Origin of the sequence: Arthrobacter sp. efr-133-TYG-118, assembly GCF_030209755.1 — a bacterium.
Classification (GTDB): Bacteria; Actinomycetota; Actinomycetes; order Actinomycetales; family Micrococcaceae; genus Arthrobacter.
On record NZ_JARVRH010000001.1, the window covers coordinates 65,043 to 80,135 of the forward strand.

General features: G+C 64.1%; 14 protein-coding genes. 3 read left to right on the forward strand and 11 right to left on the reverse strand.

Features of this window, described 5'->3' with window-relative positions:
- Position 1 precedes the first annotated feature (1 nt).
- The 10 genes from iolG to QRN59_RS00420 all read right to left on the reverse strand — a co-directional run bounded on the left by iolG (position 2) and on the right by QRN59_RS00420 (position 11,701).
- Entirely contained in the window at positions 2 to 1,033 is a 1,032-nt protein-coding gene (gene iolG / locus QRN59_RS00375; RefSeq protein WP_284980554.1) for an inositol 2-dehydrogenase, read from the reverse strand.
- A gap of 92 nt (positions 1,034 to 1,125) precedes the next feature.
- The gene (locus QRN59_RS00380) at positions 1,126 to 2,058 is read right to left on the reverse strand and encodes a hydroxyacid dehydrogenase (RefSeq protein WP_284980556.1); all 933 of its coding nucleotides are present in this window, start codon (positions 2,056 to 2,058) and stop codon (positions 1,126 to 1,128) included.
- A gap of 89 nt (positions 2,059 to 2,147) precedes the next feature.
- Complete coding sequence (locus tag QRN59_RS00385; RefSeq protein ID WP_284980557.1) at positions 2,148 to 3,164, reverse strand: LacI family DNA-binding transcriptional regulator; 1,017 nt, start codon at positions 3,162 to 3,164, stop codon at positions 2,148 to 2,150.
- Between the two features lie 2 nt (positions 3,165 to 3,166).
- Positions 3,167 to 4,378 carry a Gfo/Idh/MocA family protein gene (locus tag QRN59_RS00390; RefSeq protein WP_284980558.1) on the reverse strand — a complete coding sequence of 404 codons (1,212 nt, stop codon included), beginning with the start codon at positions 4,376 to 4,378 and terminating at the stop codon, positions 3,167 to 3,169.
- Between the two features lie 29 nt (positions 4,379 to 4,407).
- The gene (locus QRN59_RS00395; protein ID WP_284980559.1) at positions 4,408 to 5,211 is read right to left on the reverse strand and encodes an HpcH/HpaI aldolase family protein; all 804 of its coding nucleotides are present in this window, start codon (positions 5,209 to 5,211) and stop codon (positions 4,408 to 4,410) included.
- The gene (gene iolD, locus QRN59_RS00400; protein ID WP_284980560.1) at positions 5,208 to 7,157 is read right to left on the reverse strand and encodes a 3D-(3,5/4)-trihydroxycyclohexane-1,2-dione acylhydrolase (decyclizing); all 1,950 of its coding nucleotides are present in this window, start codon (positions 7,155 to 7,157) and stop codon (positions 5,208 to 5,210) included. The genes QRN59_RS00395 and iolD overlap by 4 nt, the downstream gene beginning before the upstream one ends.
- Positions 7,158 to 7,179: 22 nt before the next feature.
- Positions 7,180 to 8,610 carry an aldehyde dehydrogenase family protein gene (locus QRN59_RS00405; RefSeq protein WP_284980561.1) on the reverse strand — a complete coding sequence of 477 codons (1,431 nt, stop codon included), beginning with the start codon at positions 8,608 to 8,610 and terminating at the stop codon, positions 7,180 to 7,182.
- A 31-nt stretch (positions 8,611 to 8,641) separates the two neighbouring features.
- The gene (locus QRN59_RS00410; RefSeq protein WP_284980562.1) at positions 8,642 to 9,568 is read right to left on the reverse strand and encodes an ATP-binding cassette domain-containing protein; all 927 of its coding nucleotides are present in this window, start codon (positions 9,566 to 9,568) and stop codon (positions 8,642 to 8,644) included.
- A 16-nt stretch (positions 9,569 to 9,584) separates the two neighbouring features.
- On the reverse strand, positions 9,585 to 10,634 hold the full coding sequence (locus QRN59_RS00415; RefSeq protein ID WP_284980563.1) for an ABC transporter permease: 1,050 nt from the start codon (positions 10,632 to 10,634) through the stop codon (positions 9,585 to 9,587).
- A gap of 71 nt (positions 10,635 to 10,705) precedes the next feature.
- Positions 10,706 to 11,701, reverse strand: coding sequence for a substrate-binding domain-containing protein (locus QRN59_RS00420; protein ID WP_284980564.1), 996 nt, complete (start codon positions 11,699 to 11,701; stop codon positions 10,706 to 10,708).
- A gap of 238 nt (positions 11,702 to 11,939) precedes the next feature.
- Here QRN59_RS00420 and QRN59_RS00425 point away from each other — a divergent pair, with 238 nt between their 5' ends.
- From QRN59_RS00425 to QRN59_RS00435, 3 genes are all read left to right on the forward strand, one after another.
- Positions 11,940 to 12,809 (forward strand): sugar phosphate isomerase/epimerase family protein, encoded by an 870-nt coding sequence (locus tag QRN59_RS00425; protein ID WP_284980565.1) that lies wholly within the window; start codon positions 11,940 to 11,942, stop codon positions 12,807 to 12,809.
- Entirely contained in the window at positions 12,806 to 13,036 is a 231-nt protein-coding gene (locus QRN59_RS00430) for a hypothetical protein (RefSeq protein ID WP_284980566.1), read from the forward strand. Before QRN59_RS00425 ends, QRN59_RS00430 begins: the two co-directional genes overlap by 4 nt.
- Positions 13,037 to 13,166: 130 nt before the next feature.
- Positions 13,167 to 14,249 (forward strand): FUSC family protein, encoded by a 1,083-nt coding sequence (locus QRN59_RS00435; protein ID WP_284980567.1) that lies wholly within the window; start codon positions 13,167 to 13,169, stop codon positions 14,247 to 14,249.
- Here QRN59_RS00435 and QRN59_RS00440 read toward each other — a convergent pair.
- Positions 14,215 to 14,991: an SDR family NAD(P)-dependent oxidoreductase gene (locus tag QRN59_RS00440; protein ID WP_284980568.1), complete on the reverse strand. Its 777-nt coding sequence runs from the start codon at positions 14,989 to 14,991 to the stop codon at positions 14,215 to 14,217. The genes QRN59_RS00435 and QRN59_RS00440 overlap by 35 nt on opposite strands.
- Positions 14,992 to 15,093: the final 102 nt, after the last annotated feature.

The window sequence follows — 15,093 nt, forward strand, 5'->3', positions numbered from 1 at the left end:
GTTACATCTGCCCGATCTTGACCGAATTTTCGACCCTGACGGCGCGGCCGGAGCGGGCGGACTCCTCGGCGGCGTTGGCCAGGGCGAGTGCCTGCAGGCCGTCGTCGAATCCCGGACTGCAAGCAGAGCCTGAGCGGATGGCCTTGGCGAAGCTGTCCAATTCGTTCCGGTAGGCCGCGGCGTAACGCTCCAGGAAGAACGGCAGGTAGGCATCGGACTCTTCGGTGCCCGCGGCGCCGTACTTGCGCACCGTCGTCGGGGTGACGTTGCCTGCGCTGAGCATCCCGTCGCTGCCGAAGGCTTCCAGGCGCTGGTCGTGGCCGAAGGCGCTGTGGCGGGAGTTGGTGATGGTGACGAGTTCGCCGTCACGGCCCTTGAGGGTGATGACCACCGAGTCGAAGTCCCCGGCTTCCTCAATGTAGTCGCAGAACAGGTTGGCGCCGGTGGCCGAAACTTCGATGATGTCAGGGACGAAGAACCTGGCCATGTCGAGGTCGTGGATGCTCTGGTCCCGGAAGATCCCGCCGGAGGTGGCGATGTAGGCGGCGGGCGCGGGTGCGGGATCGCGGCTGATGATGGTCAGCTGTTCGAGGCGGCCGATTTCTCCCGCTGCGACGCGCGACTGGATGGCCGCGAAGTGTGGATCGAAGCGCCGGTTGAACCCGAGCATGAGGGGTGTGTTGTTGCCCTTGATCGAGTCGCGGCAAGCGAGCGCGCGTTCGATGTCGAGGTCGATCGGCTTTTCGCAGAGGGCCGCCACGCCTTGCGCCATGGCGCGCGAGATCAGGTCCACGTGCGTGCTGGTCGGCGAGCCGATCACGACGGCGTCAAGGTCACCGTTCGCGAAAACCTCGTCGGCTGACTCGACGGCGACAGCGCCGGTCCCGGCCGCCAACGTGCGGGCTCCTTCAATGAAGGGGTCGGCGATCCAAGCCAATTCCAGGTCCGGGTGGTCGGCGATGTTCCGGGCGTGGACTTGCCCGATACGGCCGGATCCGAACAACGCAACTTTGAGGGGTCGATCAGTGGACATGTGGAGGGGTCCTTTCTAAGGGGCTGCCCGGAGAAGGCTGGGCTTGGGTTGGTTTTGGCGGTTTGACGGGGACCTGCCCAACTTTGGACGGGTCATGGTGCTGCCACCGCGGCGGGGGTGCGGCCAGCGAGGACGTCAACCGCGCCTTGGGCGGCATCCCTGACCGTGTGGGCCATGCCTTGACGGGTGAATCCCATCAGGTGCGGAGTCAGCACGACGTTTTCCTGATCGAACAATGGGTGGTGGGCGGGTGGCTCGGGATCGTACACATCCAGCCCGAGCCCGGAAAGATGGCCGGACTGCAGTGCCTCGTGGACGGCGTCGAGCTCGACGAGGCCTCCGCGGCTGCAGTTGACGAGGATCGCTCCGGGCTTCATGGCCTTGAGCCGGTCCGCGTTGATGAGGTTGTGGTTTTCCGGTGTCAGGGGCGCGTGGAGGGTGACGAAGTCGCTGCCTGCAAGGAGCTCCTCCACGGTGTCACAGCGGATCTCGGCGGGGATTTCGGCGAAAGGATCGTAGGCCAGGACCTTCAGCTCGAAGGCCTCGGCGATACGCGCGACCCGGCGGCCGATGCGGCCGTAGCCGATGATGCCGAGCGTGAATCCCTCGAGGTCTCCGACGCCGACGGCGGCACGCTGCTCCCAGCGTCCCTCGCGGACCAGCGCGGTCAGTGGAGAGAGCTTCTTGACGAGCGCAAGCAGGTGGGCGAACACGCCTTCGGCCACCGAGGCGGTGTTGCTTCCGGGCGTGATGACCACCGGGATTCCGCGTCGGCTGGCTTCGGCGACGTCCACAAGGTCGGTTCCGACGCCGGTCCTGGCGATGACTTTGAGGGCGGGCATGCGGTCCAACAGTTCCCGGTCCACGCGGTAGGCAGCCCTGACGATCGCGGCATCGGCGTTGGCAAGGTCCTCGTCGGTGGGGTCCTGGATGAGCCTCTGGTGTTCGGAGAGAAGCGGTTCCACGAGGTCTGGCTCGACACTGCCGAGAGCGACAAAGATTTGGGGTGTGGTTATGGAAGCCATCGTCATCCTTGAAGATGTGGGTATGGGATTGCGCCGAAAATTGCGCTGTTATCGGTGTTGCTGGAGGCGTTTCTAGAGGCCTGTGTGTTCTAAAGGCCCAGGAGGCTGGATTTCCGCACGACCAAATGGGGCATGACGGAATGGTGGACGAACCCGCTGCCTTCACCATGGATGCGTTCCAGGAGGGTTTTGGCCCCCGTGACGCCAATGGTGGAGCTGTCCGGATCGACAGTGGTCAGTCCCAGGCGCGGCATGGCGCCCAGCGCGATGTTGTCATAACCGGTGACGGCTATTTCGACGCCGCGTTCGTCGGCGGCTGTCATGGCACCAAAAGCGGCGAGGTCGTTGATGCAGGCCAGCGCGGTGGGGCGCTGATGCTCGGAGCGGGAGCCCATGGCCCTTTGGGCGGCCACATAGCCGGACTCCTGGAAGAAGTCGGCATCGACCACGCGGATATAGCGGGCCAACCCGTGCTCTTCCATTGCTGCCGAATACCCGTCCACGCGTTCCCGGCCAACCGAGCCACCAAGGCCGCCGAGGTGCACGATGTTTTCGTGTCCCTGGGCGATCAAGTGCTCAACAACCATGGACATGCCAAGGGCATCGTCGCTTCGGACGATATCGGCCGTGTCGATGTAGTCCGGTCCCCCGCCGGCAAAGACCACAGCCCCGCCGGAAACGGCACGGTTGAACGGTGCCTTGTCAGGCACCGTTCCGACGACGAGCAGACCCGCGACCCGCAAGTCCCGGAAGGCCTGGAGGATGGACTGGTCCACTCCCCTGCCCGCCGCCGTGACCGCACTGAAGAGGACGGTGTGCCCGGCCTCTTCAAGTACGGTCCGTGCGGCGTCGGCGACGTCAAAGGCCCACGGGTTATGCATATCGCTGACCAGCACACCGATGGTTCCGCTGTCCCGTGTTGCCAGGGACCGGGCTGCGAGGTTCAACTCGAAGCCCATCTCTTCGACAGCCTTGAGCACCCGCTGGCGGCGTTCGTCACTGACGCGCGGTGAGTCGCGCAGCACGAGTGAGACCAACGACTTGGAAACGCCGGCGCGTTCGGCCACGTCCATGATCGTTGGCCGCCGGGCGGATGGAGGTGCCATGGTTACGCCCGCGCTGCCGTGGTGCCGTGGATTTCCTCGATCTTCTGCCATTGACCGGACAGCGACGACGCTTCAGCAGCGCTGACAATTGCGGCAGCGGAGGCAGCATCGTGGATGTTGGAGTTTTCCTGTACTCCTCCAGTGACGGCGACGAGGAACTTCTTGGCTTCGATGACCTTAAGGTCGTCAAAGCCCATGCTGTTGCCGGGACCCGGCTGGAAGTGTGCGTAGTCGCCGTGGCGGGGGCTGGCGTTGACCGTGGTGTAGCCCTGCTCGTCGTTGTTGCGGCCCAGGCAGACCTTGAGTTCGTTCATGCGCTCGAAGTCCCATTTGAGCGAGCCTTCGGTCCCGTACACCTCAATCTGGTAACCGCATTCGGGTCCAACGGCAACGCGCGAGGATTCGATGGTGCCGACGGCGCCTGCCCCGCGGGCGGACGGGCCGAAGCGGACCAGCGCTGCAGCGTAGTCCTCATTCTCGACCTCTCCCATTTCACCGTTTTCGATCACCGCGAAGTGCGTCCCCGACCCCATCGCCAGCTTGGGTCGCTGCGTGTAGACCGTGCTTGTGAGCGCGGTTACCTCGGCGATGGGCCCAACTACATATTGGCACAGGTCCGTTGCATGGCTGAACAGGTCCGCCAGCACGCCGGTGCCGGCTAGTTTCCGGTCGAAGCGCCAGGACAGGGCGCCATTGGGCTCCGACGCGTACCCGGAGAAAAACACCGCACGGACGTTGGTGATACGGCCGAGGCGCCCGTCCGCAATGAGCTTCCTGGCGTGCTCTACCGCGGGGGCATGCCGGTAGTTGTAGCCGATGGAGGTCACGACGCCGGCCTCCACAGCGGCTTCCTGCACGGCTGTGGTTTCTTCGTAGCCACGCCCAACAGGCTTTTCGATCCAGAAGTGCTTGCCGGCTTTGGCCGCTGCGATGCCGATTTCGGCATGCAGGAAGTTGGGGGCGCAGATCGAAACGACGTCCACGTCCGGGTGGTTCAGGACATCGTGGTAGTCCGTGGTTCCTTCCGCGAAGCCGAGGACATCGCGGGCGTAGTCCACCCGGTCTGGTGCCGTGTCCGCCGCGATGACCAGCTTGGTGGTCAAGCCAAGCTCCGGGTAGGCGTATGGGACCGTCTGATAGGCGCGCGAGTGGAGCTTGCCCATCCATCCGACGCTGATAAGGCCTACACCGACTGTGCGGGATTCTTGGCTCACGTTATTGCCTTTCTCGTTGAAAATTCTTGTCAGTTGCGGGCGGTGTCAAAAGCGTCGCGGAACGCCGCCGCCATGATGGTGGAGTCCGAACCGATGGCCACAAACCGGAAGCCTTGGCGGACGTACTTGGCCGCCGCCATGCCGTCCACCGCGAGGATCCCGGCCGCTTTGTTATGCAGTTGCGCGGCAGCGACCACCCGTTGCAATGCGTCCTGGAAGGCACTGCTATCCAGTTGCATCGGCACACCCAGGGCGAAGGACATGTCCATCGGTCCGACGAAGAGGACATCCACGCCGTCCTGCGCCGCGATCTCCTCCACGTGCTCCAGTGCGTCGAGGGTTTCGATCTGGATGATTCCCACGGTTAACTGCTGGTCCGCGCTCAACGGAGCCTTGTCCATGCCCCAGCGGCAGGAGCGGTTGTACGTTGCCACTCCGCGGTCGCCGTAGGGCGGATAAAGCATGTGCTTCACGGTTTGACTGGCTTCTTCAACGGAGTTCAGTCGGGGCACCATGATGCCTGCCGCGCCTTGATCCAGCACGCGACCGATGCGGATGCGCTCGGCGCTTTCCACGCGAACAAGGGTGGGGACACCGTAGCTTCCGGCCGCAAGGACACCATCGCGCACGGCATCTTCACCGCCGGAGCCGTGCTCAAGATCGATCAGCACCCAGTCCGCGCCGGCAGCGGCGCACACTTCCACCGCGGTTGCCGAAGCCATTCCGACGAAGGTTCCCACTGTGACTTCTCCGGCGGCCAAGCGGCGCCGCAGCTCACCGCCGTCGAGCGGTCCGCCGTCGTGGTTTCCACTGCTCACTGATGAGGTGCTCATCCGAACCACCGCTGGCGGCTCTTTGCCTGGTTGTAATCGGTGCGGAGGGTGCGGACCCATTCCTGTCCGGAGACTTCTGCGGGAGCCACGTCCCACCAGACGTCTCCACCGGGCAAGTCAACGTGGGGAACGGTTGGCACCACGATCACCACGGGTCCTTGGGTGTCGCGAGTGGAAGCCAGCGCTTCCCGGACCTCTGCCGCAGTGCTTGCCCGGATGGCCAGGGCGCCCAGGCCTTCGGCGATCTGCCGCAGGTCCACCTTGAGGTAATCGCCATCCAGCCGCGCTTTGGGGGCGTCTTCGACGGCGACGCTGCCCCCGGTGGTGCGGTAGCGGAACTCGTTGCCGAATTCCTTGCCGCTGCGGTTCATCTGGAGGCGGTGGATGACCTGGTAGCCGTGGTTTTCGGAGACGACAACCGTGACGTTGAGGCCTTCCTGCGCGGCGGTGAGGATTTCGGTGGGTGCCATGAGGAAGGTACCGTCGCCGATGAAGGTAACCACGCGATTGTCGTTGTTGCCCTCGGCCAGCCGGACGCCCATGCCGGCCGCGATTTCGTAGCCCATGCAGGAGAAGCCGAATTCCAGGTGGCAGTTGCGGTTGCCCGTGGCGTCCCAGACTTTTTGCAGGTCGCCGGGAGGTCCTCCGGCCGCGGCGATGATGGTGTCGCCGGAGCGGGCGTGCTCCTGCATCAGGCCGATCAGCTGCGGCTGGGTCAGGACAGCACCGGTGACCGGCGCGTCGGGGTGGTCTTCCGGGCGGTAGGGAGTGTCGGCGTCGAGCCACTGTGACCGGATGGGGGCCCACTTTGCCTTCTCGGAATGGACCGTCTCTTGCCACTTTTCGCTGGTGCTGTGGCCCTCCAGGGAGCGGACAAGTGCTTCCAGTCCGAGGCGTGCGTCCGCCAGGATGCCGGTGGCACCTTGCTTGCGGGTATCAGCGTCCACGATGTTCAAGGACGCGAATCGGACGTCCGGGTTTTCGAAGATCGACTGGGAGCCGGTGGCGAAGTCGGTGAGGCGCGTGCCGATGCTCAGGACCAGGTCGGCTTGCTTGACCAGGGTATTGGAGGCGAAGTTGCCCTCCAACCCGACGCCACCCACTTGCCACCATTCGTCCTTGGTCACGGCGCCCTTGCCGCCGAAGGTCTCCACCACGGGAATTCCCGTCTGTCCCGCCAGCGCCTCGAGGGCGGCGTGGGCGTCGGAGTAGTGGATACCGCCGCCGGCGATGATCACCGGACGCTCGGCTGAGCGGATGAGCCGGGCGACGTCGTCGATCTCTTCCAGGTCCGGCAGCGGCCGACGGATCTTCCAGTCGCGCGGCTCGAAGAATTCGGCCGGGAAGTCGTAGGCGTGGGACTGTACGTCCTGGGGCAGCGAAAGGACCACGGCGCCGGTATCAGTGGGGCTCGTGAGCACGCGCATTGCCTGCGGAAGCGCGGTCAGGAGCTGCTCCGGCCGGTTGATCCTGTCGAAGAAGCGCGATACCGGGCGGAACGCGTCGTTGACCGTGGCATCAGCCTCGGTGGGGTGTTCGAGCTGCTGCAGCACCGGGCCTTGGTGCCGGGTGGCGTAGGTGTCACCCGGCAGGAGCAGGAGCGGAATCCTGTTCACTGTTGCCAAGCCGGCGGCAGTGACGAGGTTGAGCGCGCCCGGGCCGATGGAGGCTGTGACCGCGAGGACTGCCTGGCGACGGCTCGCCTTGGCATAGGCGGTGGAGATATGGGCCAGGTACTGTTCGTGCCGGCCTTGGATGAACGGCATGTCGTCGGCCAGTTCGTCCAATGCCTGTCCCAGGCCAGCGACGTTGCCGTGGCCGAAGATGCCGAGGGCTGCGGGGACCAGGCGGCGGCGGACGCCGTCGGCCAGCGAATATTGTGCGGACAGGTACTTGATGACCGCTTGGGCCGTGGTGAGCCTGATGGTCTGCGATGGTGTGGTCATTGCCTTATTCCCGTTGTCGTGGTTACCAGGGGCGCCCGTGCAGGACGACCGTCTTCTCTTCGGTCATTTCCTGGACGGCGGAGCGGACGCCTTCCTTGCCGATCCCGCTGCCTTTCAAGCCGCCGTAGGGCATGAGGTCGGCCCGCCACAGCGGCGACCAGTTGATGTGGATGTTGCCGGCGTCGATCTGCCGCATGGCCTGGACCGCTCCGGCGACGTCGTTCGTGAAAATGCCGGCGCCCAGGCCGTATTCGTTGTCGTTCGCCATCGCGATGGCGCTTTCCATGTCCTGCGCGGACGAGACGGCGACGGCGGGCCCGAACAGTTCGTTCCGGCTCAGCGGCGACCGGGGGTCGACCCCGGCGACGACGGCGGGAGTCACCACGGCGCCGTCGCGCTCACCGCCGGTGAGTACCCGGGCGCCCGAATGGCGGGCCTCAAGGATGGACGTGTGGACGCGTGAGGCTTCCTCTTCGGAGATCAGCGAGCCGAGCCGGGTGTCCTCTTCCTTGGGGTTTCCGATGGCGATGGCTTCGACCTTCGGGACCAGCGCATCCAGGAAGTCCTTTTCAACCCGACGGTCAACGATGACCCGCTGGACGGAAATGCATACCTGCCCGGCGTTGACGTAGCCGCCGGCAGCCACTGCGGTCGCGGCGAGTTCGAGGTCCGCGTCCGGCAGGATGATCACCGGGCATGAGGCCCCCAACTCGAGGGACAGTTTCTTCACTCCCGCGATCGAACTGATGTGCGTCCCGGTGCTGGTGGAGCCGGTGAAGGACACCTTGCGGACCCGCGGGTCCGTCACCAGGACGTCGCCCAGGGAGCTGCCGGGTCCGGTGATCACGGACAGGGCTTCAGGCGGCAGGCCGGCGTCGACGAAGCACTGTGCCAGCTTCAGCGCCGTCAGCGGCGTTGCTCGGGCGGGCTTGAGTACGACGGCGTTACCGGCTGCCAGCGCGGGTGCAATTTTGTGCAACACCAGCAGGGCGGGGTAGTTGAACGGGGTGATGGCGACGACGATGCCCACCGGCTGACGCAAGGTGAAGCCGATCTTGTCCAAGCCTGTCCCGGCGTTTGCGTCCAAGGGAAGCGTGGAACCGTACAGCTGGCTTCCCTCATAGGCAGCGAGGCGGATGATGTTGCCGGAGCGGCTGGCCTCGCCCCGCGCCTCCGTGATGGGCTTCCCGGTTTCGGCGCTAATGGTCTGGGCGATGTCCTCGGCGCGTTCATCCGCCAGGGCGGCTGCCCGCAGGAGGATGTCGACGCGGACATGGGCCGGCGTGGTCCTTTGCAGGTGGGCACCGATCTCGGCCCGGTCAAGGGCGGCCTGGGCGTCCTGGACTGTCGCCACGGGGACCGTGTCGATGGTCCGGCCGTCGAAGGGCGAGCGGACTTCCTCGGTCCTGCCGTCGGCGGCACCGCGCCATTTTCCAGCTATTAGCATTTCCATGGTTGCTCCATCAGGTTGTGAACTTTTGCGCTCAGTGGCGCTTGGCGTTGCTTTCGTATGCCGCCTCAGCGACTTCGGCGACTTCGGCTTGGACTTCCCTGAGGGCTTGGGTGTGTCCGCCGAGTTGTTCGAGTTCGTGGGCGAGTTCGGCCAGTTCCGCGCCGCCGGCCATCTGGGCGGTGAGTTCGTCCAGGGTGATGTCCTTCTTGTCGTAGTAGCCGATCGACTTGCCGCGCTTGAGCAGCAGGAACCGGTCCCCGACGGGGAAGGCGTGGTGCGGGTTGTGCGTGATGAAAATGACGCCCAGCCCGCGGTCGCGGGCCTGCAGGATGTAGCGGAGCACGACGCCGGACTGCTTCACGCCCAGCGCGGCGGTCGGTTCGTCCAGGATCAGCACCTTCGCCCCGAAATACACGGCCCTCGCGATCGCGACGCATTGGCGTTCACCGCCGGAGAGCTGGCCGATGGGCTGTTCCACATCGCGCAGGTCGATGCCCATCGCGGCCAGTTCCTTCAGCGTGATGTCCTTCATTTTCTGGACATCCATGGACTTGAACGGGCCGAACCCGGTGGTCAGTTCCGAGCCGAGGAAGAAGTTGCGCCAGATCGGCATCAACGGCACCACCGCCAGGTCCTGGTAGACGGTGGCGATGCCGGCGTCCAGGGCGTCGCGGGGCGAGTTGAACTTCCGCTCATCGCCCATGACGTGCAGCACGCCTTCGTCGTGCTGGTGCAGGCCGGCGATGATCTTGATCAGCGTGGACTTGCCCGCGCCGTTGTCGCCCAGCACGCAGGTGACGCGGCCGTTGTCCACGGCCATGGTCACATCGCGCAGGGCGATGATGTTCCCGTAGTGCTTGCCCACCCCGTCCAAGGAGAGCAGGTGCACGGGGGTGTGGGTCAGCGGGTCCTTCTCATCCTTGAGCAGGGTCTGCTGGTCGATCTGTTTGGCATTCATTGTTTGTCCGCCCCTTCTACTTGAGCTCTGCGCGGCGTTTGACGATGAGGTTCACGATGGTGGCCAGCAGCAGCATCAGGCCCAGGAAGAACTTGAACCAGTCCGGGTTCCACTGCGCGTACACGATGCCCTTGTTCGCCATGCCGAAGATGAACGCGCCGATCGCCCCGCCCACCGCCGAGCCGTAGCCGCCCGTGAGCAGGCAGCCGCCGATCACCGCGGCGATGATGTACAGGAACTCGTTGCCCACGCCCTCGCCGGACTGCACCGCGTCGAACGCGAAGAGGTTGTGCATACCCAGGACCCAGCCGCAGAAACCGACCGCCATGAACAAACCGATCTTCGTCTTGGTCACCGGCACCCCCACGGCGCGGGCCGCGTTCGCGTCCCCGCCCACGGCGAAGATCCAGTTGCCCACCTTCGTGCGCAACAGCACCCAGGAGGCGATCGCGACCAGGATGATCCAGAAGAACACCGTGATCTTCACCTCGACCCCGCCGATGCTGATCGAGGAAGCGAACACCGCATGCGCCGAGTCGAACCCGTCCAGCTTCGAAATGGACGGGGACGACACGGACCCCCCGATCAGGCGGGTCAGGGCCAGGTTCAGGCCCGTGAGCATCAGGAACGTCGCCAGGGTCACGATGAAGGACGGCAGTTTCGTCTTGACCAGGATCCAACCGTTGATGAAACCGATCGACAGGGAAACCAGCAGGGCGATGACCACCCCCACCCACGCATTCATCGAGAAATACCAGCTGAACAACGACGCGGTCAGGGCCGAGGAAATCACGGCCACACCGGTGGAGAGGTCGAACTCGCCCCCGATCATCAACAACGACACCCCCACCGCCATGATCCCGATCGTCGAGGAACCATAAAGGATCGTCGCCAAAGCATTCGGCTGGGTGAACGTCCCGGACACCGAAGCAAAGAAAATGAAGAGGACAACGGCCCCCACCAGGGCACCGACCTCAGGACGGGCCATCAACGTGCTCAACGGGCTCCGCTTCGCGACCCGCTCATCCGCGGCAGTTTTGGGTGCCGGGGCAGTAACTAAAGCCATGGAACACACTTCCTTCTCTGTCAGCTCGCGCGGCAAGGAAGTCATGCCGCGCGAGCTGAACCATCATCGGATTAGCGGATGCCCTGCTGAACGAACTTCAGCACATCGGAAATATTGGACTTGTCGACGATCGTCGGGCCCGTCAGGACAGGCTGCCCGCCACCGATCTTGAAACCACCAAGCTTGTTCTGCCAGATTGCGTCGATGGACATGTAGCCCTGGAGCCACGGCTGCTGGTCCACAGTGAACAGGACCTTGCCATCGTTGATCGCCTGCGCCAGCGCAGGGTTCAGGTCGAAGCTGGCCACCTTGATCGGGCTGTTGGCATCTGCCACGGCTTTGATAACGGTCAAGGTGATAGGGGCGCCGAGCCCGATGATCACGTCAGCATCCTTGCTGGCCTGGAGCTTCGCCGTCGCAGTGGACTGAACCGCCGTCATATCGGCCCCGTTGACATAAAGGATCTCAGTGCCGGGCACCTTCGTCTTCACACCCGCGCACCGCTGCTCGAGTTGCACCTGTCCCTGTGACTGGATCACGCAGATCGGGTGCTTGTACCCGTCCCCCGCCAGCTTGGCGCCGACCGCTTCGCCGGCCAGGGTCTCGTTGGAGCCGAAGTGGGTGAACGCCCCCATCTTCGCCGAGACGTCCCCACCAGCGTTGAAGCTCACCACCGGGATGCCCGCGTCGGTGGCCTTCTTCAGCACATCCTTCATGGCGCCCGGGTTGGCGATCGTGACCGCGATGCCATCGACCTTCTGGTCGATAGCCTGCTGCACCAGCTGGGACTGGCGCCCCGCATCGGCATCACTCGTGTAAAGAACCTCGACATTGTCTTTCGCTGCCGCGGCCTCCGCACCCTTGCGCACGATGTCCCAGAACGTATCGCCAGCCTCGGCGTGGGTGATGAGCGCAACCTTGATCCGCGGAGTGCTTGCCACTTGCCCACCACCCGCGGCGTTGGCGGTGTCGGCCGGCTTTCCGCCCCCGCTTGAGCATGCTGCCAGGGCCAGAAGCGGTACTACGGCAAGGGCTACTGCGCCCCGCCGCCAATTGAACTTTGCCACGTGAGATCTCCTTTGATGTCGCGTACTTCGACCGTCGACCCCGTTGCTGTGCCTTCAAAGACATGGTGGGAGGACGGAACCATCTAGCTGTGAACGGATGTGATCCACATCGCTTTGTGGAACGCTCCAACGCTAAATCAAGGCTTGACCAATTGTCAATGGAGCGTTCCAATTGAATAGTCGACGGGTGTTCCCACCCACCTGCCTTAACTAGCCGCGCACCGTCGCGAGGAGAACGATGACGTACCCAAGCACCCCCGAACTAATCGCGACCTGCTGGACGAGCGCAGGAAATATCGCGCCGTTGAATACCCCCGAGATCAGTCCTGTCCCTATCGGCGAGCGTTTGGAAGCCATCGCCTCAACCGGATGGGCCGGGTTCGGATTGGCGTACGACGATCTTGTCGCTGCAAGGGACGCCATCGGTTTCTCAGGGCTCAAGAATCTCATTGACCAAGCCGGCTTCCGCTACGTCGAAGTCGAGTTACTCACGAACTGGTGGGACGATTCCCTGTCCCATGAATGGAGGCCGCAGTTCGAGCTGCTCCTTGACGCAGCCGAAATACTGGGGGCGCGTTTCATCAAGATTGGAACGGCGTTCAGCGAGCCCTTGGATGACCTTGATTTCCTCGTGGAGCCACTGCGACGACTGGCAACCGAGGCCTCCAAAAGAGGGACGCGCATCGCCCTCGAGCCCATGCCGTTCTCGATGGTCGGTTCGATGCCGGCTGCCGCCGAGCTGACGCGATCGGTCGACATGCCCGAATGTGGACTGGTGGTTGACTACTGGCATGTCTTCCGGGCCGGAACGAGCCTGGAGGAGCTGTCCCGCAGCGTGACCGCCGACCAGATTTTCGGGGTGGAACTCAATGACGCGGACGCGGAAATCAAGGGGACGCTCTTCGAGGACACCCGGGACAATCGCCGTCTTTGTGGAGAAGGAGACCAAGACGTCACCGGGTTTATCAAAACGCTCCAGGCCATCGGTTTCAAAGGGCCGTGGGGTGTGGAAATCCTCTCCGAACAACACCGCACACGTCCTATTCGCGAAGCGCTGGAATCCGCCCGTTCGACGGCGCTTGCCTGCTTTCCGCCCTCAGTTCCATGACAAAGCAACGGCATCTCGAGCATGACTGGCGTGCCGTAGCGGGTGAAATCGTCGAAGTCCGGCACGGCGAAAAGACGGTACGCATAGGCTTTGTGGACGCGGTCACCCCCGACGGTGGAATCCTATGGATGACTGCTGACGGCGCAGAACCCCGGACAATGTTCGAACGCGCCGAGGGATTTCACGTGTGGATTGAGTACAAATGGGAAGCCGGGGTATGCCGCTAGCCGGGTTTCGCCCGCCATTGCGCGAAACAGAAGGAAACGTTGTGACCCAGCTAATGGCGCGGATCTTGGGGTGCTGATAACTTCCCAATGATCGGCTGAAATGATTGGTGGTGTCCCGTTGCGATCAATCATGGCCCATTTCCGTGCGCTTAATACCGTTCCACCGGCAAGCAACGATCACCTGGCTGCCGTCCGCGTCGCACTGAGCGTCGCCGTGCCGGCGTTTGTGCTTCTCGCGGTTGGCCGGGCGGACCTCATCATCTACGCCGTGTTCGGCGCCCTGACCGGCATGTACGGCCGTGCCGAGTCGCACCAACTGCGGCTCAAACACCAGGCGCAAGCCGCTGCGGTGCTCTTGGCCGGAGTCTCGGTGGGCACGTTCTTGTCCGTCTCGCACATCCATTCATGGGGATTGGTAGTAGTCGAGGCGCTCTTGGCGGGCGTGGGCTCGCTGTTCTCGGACAAGGTACGGCTCAAGCCCAACGGCCCGTTCTTCGGAATCCTGGCCCTGGGGGCATGCGCTTCCGTTCCCGCGACCATCCCGTTCCTTGCTGCGGTCCTGATCTGCGCGGCATCGGCAGCGTTCTCGATGGTGGTGGGTTTTGCCGGGTGGCTTCGGTACCGGGTGTGGAAACGTGGCGCCATCCGGGACATTCCGGCGTCCTCGGCGCGGTTGCGCCAAGCAGCCGGCCTTCACGCGGCCCGGTATGTGCTCGCCGTCGGCGCGGCAGGTGCTTGCGGGGTACTCACGGGCAGCGGACACCCACACTGGGCCATGGCCGCCGCCGCCGTTCCGCTGGCCGGTGCCGATATGCCCAGCCGCCTGCACCGTGGCATCCACCGCATCGTGGGGACGTTCCTCGGATTGGGGATTGTCGCCGTCGTACTTTTTCCAGGACCGCTGTCCCCACTGCACTACTTCCCCGGGCAAACCACCATCATCCTTGCCCTCCTGGTGATCGGTTTCCAGTTCCCTACTGAGCTGTTCATGAGCAGGCACTACGGCTGGGCAATGGTGTTCTTCACCCCGGTCATCCTGCTGATGACCCAACTGGCCGTGCCCTCGGATCCTGGCGTGCTGGTCCTGGAACGCGGAGTGGAGACGTTCGTAGGAGCCGTGATCGGGATTGCGGTGGCGGTGCTGCTCCAGGCGCCCCGGCTTACTTCATGGGGCCGTCTTACTTCGCGGCGAGGCGGGGCGGACCTGACGTAAGCTTCGCCGGCAGAAAACGCATGACGGCGGTGATCGCTTTGTAGCGCTTCGTCGGGATGGATACCCCTTTACCCTTGGCGTTGTCTTCCAACCCTTCCCGGACAACGCGTTCGGCCTTCAGCCACAAAAAGCGCGGAACCACCGACTTGTCCATGCCCATGCGATCGTGGAATTCCGTGTGGGTGAACCCCGGGCAGACCGCAGTGACCTTCACGCCGCTACCCGCATACGCAGTGTTCGCCCAACGGCTGAAGCTGACTTGCCAAGCTTTGGCTGCCGAATAGCTGCCCCGGTTCGCGAAGGCCGCAACGCTGGCGACGTTGATGATCCGGCCCGACTTGCGTGCCAACATGACCTCCAACACCGCGTGGCACAGCTCCATCGGCGTCTGGACATGCAGCCGCAAATGCCGCTTTTCGTCTTCCAAATCGTTCTTCTCGAAAGAATTCAGCAAACCGATTCCGGCATTGTTGACCAGCACGTCCACCGGCCGCGAAGCGTCCCGCAGCCTGGCCGCAACAGCCGCAACCCCGACGTCGGAGGTCAAGTCTGCGGGCAGGACCTCCACCGAGATACTGAAGTCCCGCTCAAGCACCTCAGCGCTTGCCCGCAGCCGACTTTCGTCGCGGGCCACGAGGACGAGGTGGTGGCCGGATTCGGCCAGCTGGCGGGCGAATTGGGCACCGAGCCCGGCAGTAGCGCCGGTGACCAAGGCGGTGAGTTCGTTGGCACGAGTTGTCATGCGCCCAGACTAGCCCGTTGACCCTCCGCGTGGTCCGCAGTGGCGGAAGTGGCGTGCGGCTGGGGGTCTCAGATCCAGCCGCACGCCGTGCAGGGATCCTTC

Bases quoted from the DNA above. Each gene is read 5' to 3' on its own strand.
- QRN59_RS00385 (WP_284980557.1), bottom strand. From the start codon at position 3,164: ATGGCACCTCCATCCGCCCGGCGGCCAACGATCATGGACGTGGCCGAA.
- QRN59_RS00405 (WP_284980561.1), bottom strand. From the start codon at position 8,610: ATGGAAATGCTAATAGCTGGAAAATGGCGCGGTGCCGCCGACGGCAGG.
- QRN59_RS00425 (WP_284980565.1), top strand. From the start codon at position 11,940: ATGACGTACCCAAGCACCCCCGAACTAATCGCGACCTGCTGGACGAGC.
- QRN59_RS00395 (WP_284980559.1), bottom strand. From the start codon at position 5,211: ATGAGCACCTCATCAGTGAGCAGTGGAAACCACGACGGCGGACCGCTC.
- QRN59_RS00435 (WP_284980567.1), top strand. From the start codon at position 13,167: ATGGCCCATTTCCGTGCGCTTAATACCGTTCCACCGGCAAGCAACGAT.
- iolG (WP_284980554.1), bottom strand. From the start codon at position 1,033: ATGTCCACTGATCGACCCCTCAAAGTTGCGTTGTTCGGATCCGGCCGT.
- QRN59_RS00415 (WP_284980563.1), bottom strand. From the start codon at position 10,634: ATGGCTTTAGTTACTGCCCCGGCACCCAAAACTGCCGCGGATGAGCGG.
- QRN59_RS00430 (WP_284980566.1), top strand. From the start codon at position 12,806: ATGACAAAGCAACGGCATCTCGAGCATGACTGGCGTGCCGTAGCGGGT.
- QRN59_RS00440 (WP_284980568.1), bottom strand. From the start codon at position 14,991: ATGACAACTCGTGCCAACGAACTCACCGCCTTGGTCACCGGCGCTACT.
- QRN59_RS00410 (WP_284980562.1), bottom strand. From the start codon at position 9,568: ATGAATGCCAAACAGATCGACCAGCAGACCCTGCTCAAGGATGAGAAG.
- iolD (WP_284980560.1), bottom strand. From the start codon at position 7,157: ATGACCACACCATCGCAGACCATCAGGCTCACCACGGCCCAAGCGGTC.
- QRN59_RS00380 (WP_284980556.1), bottom strand. From the start codon at position 2,058: ATGGCTTCCATAACCACACCCCAAATCTTTGTCGCTCTCGGCAGTGTC.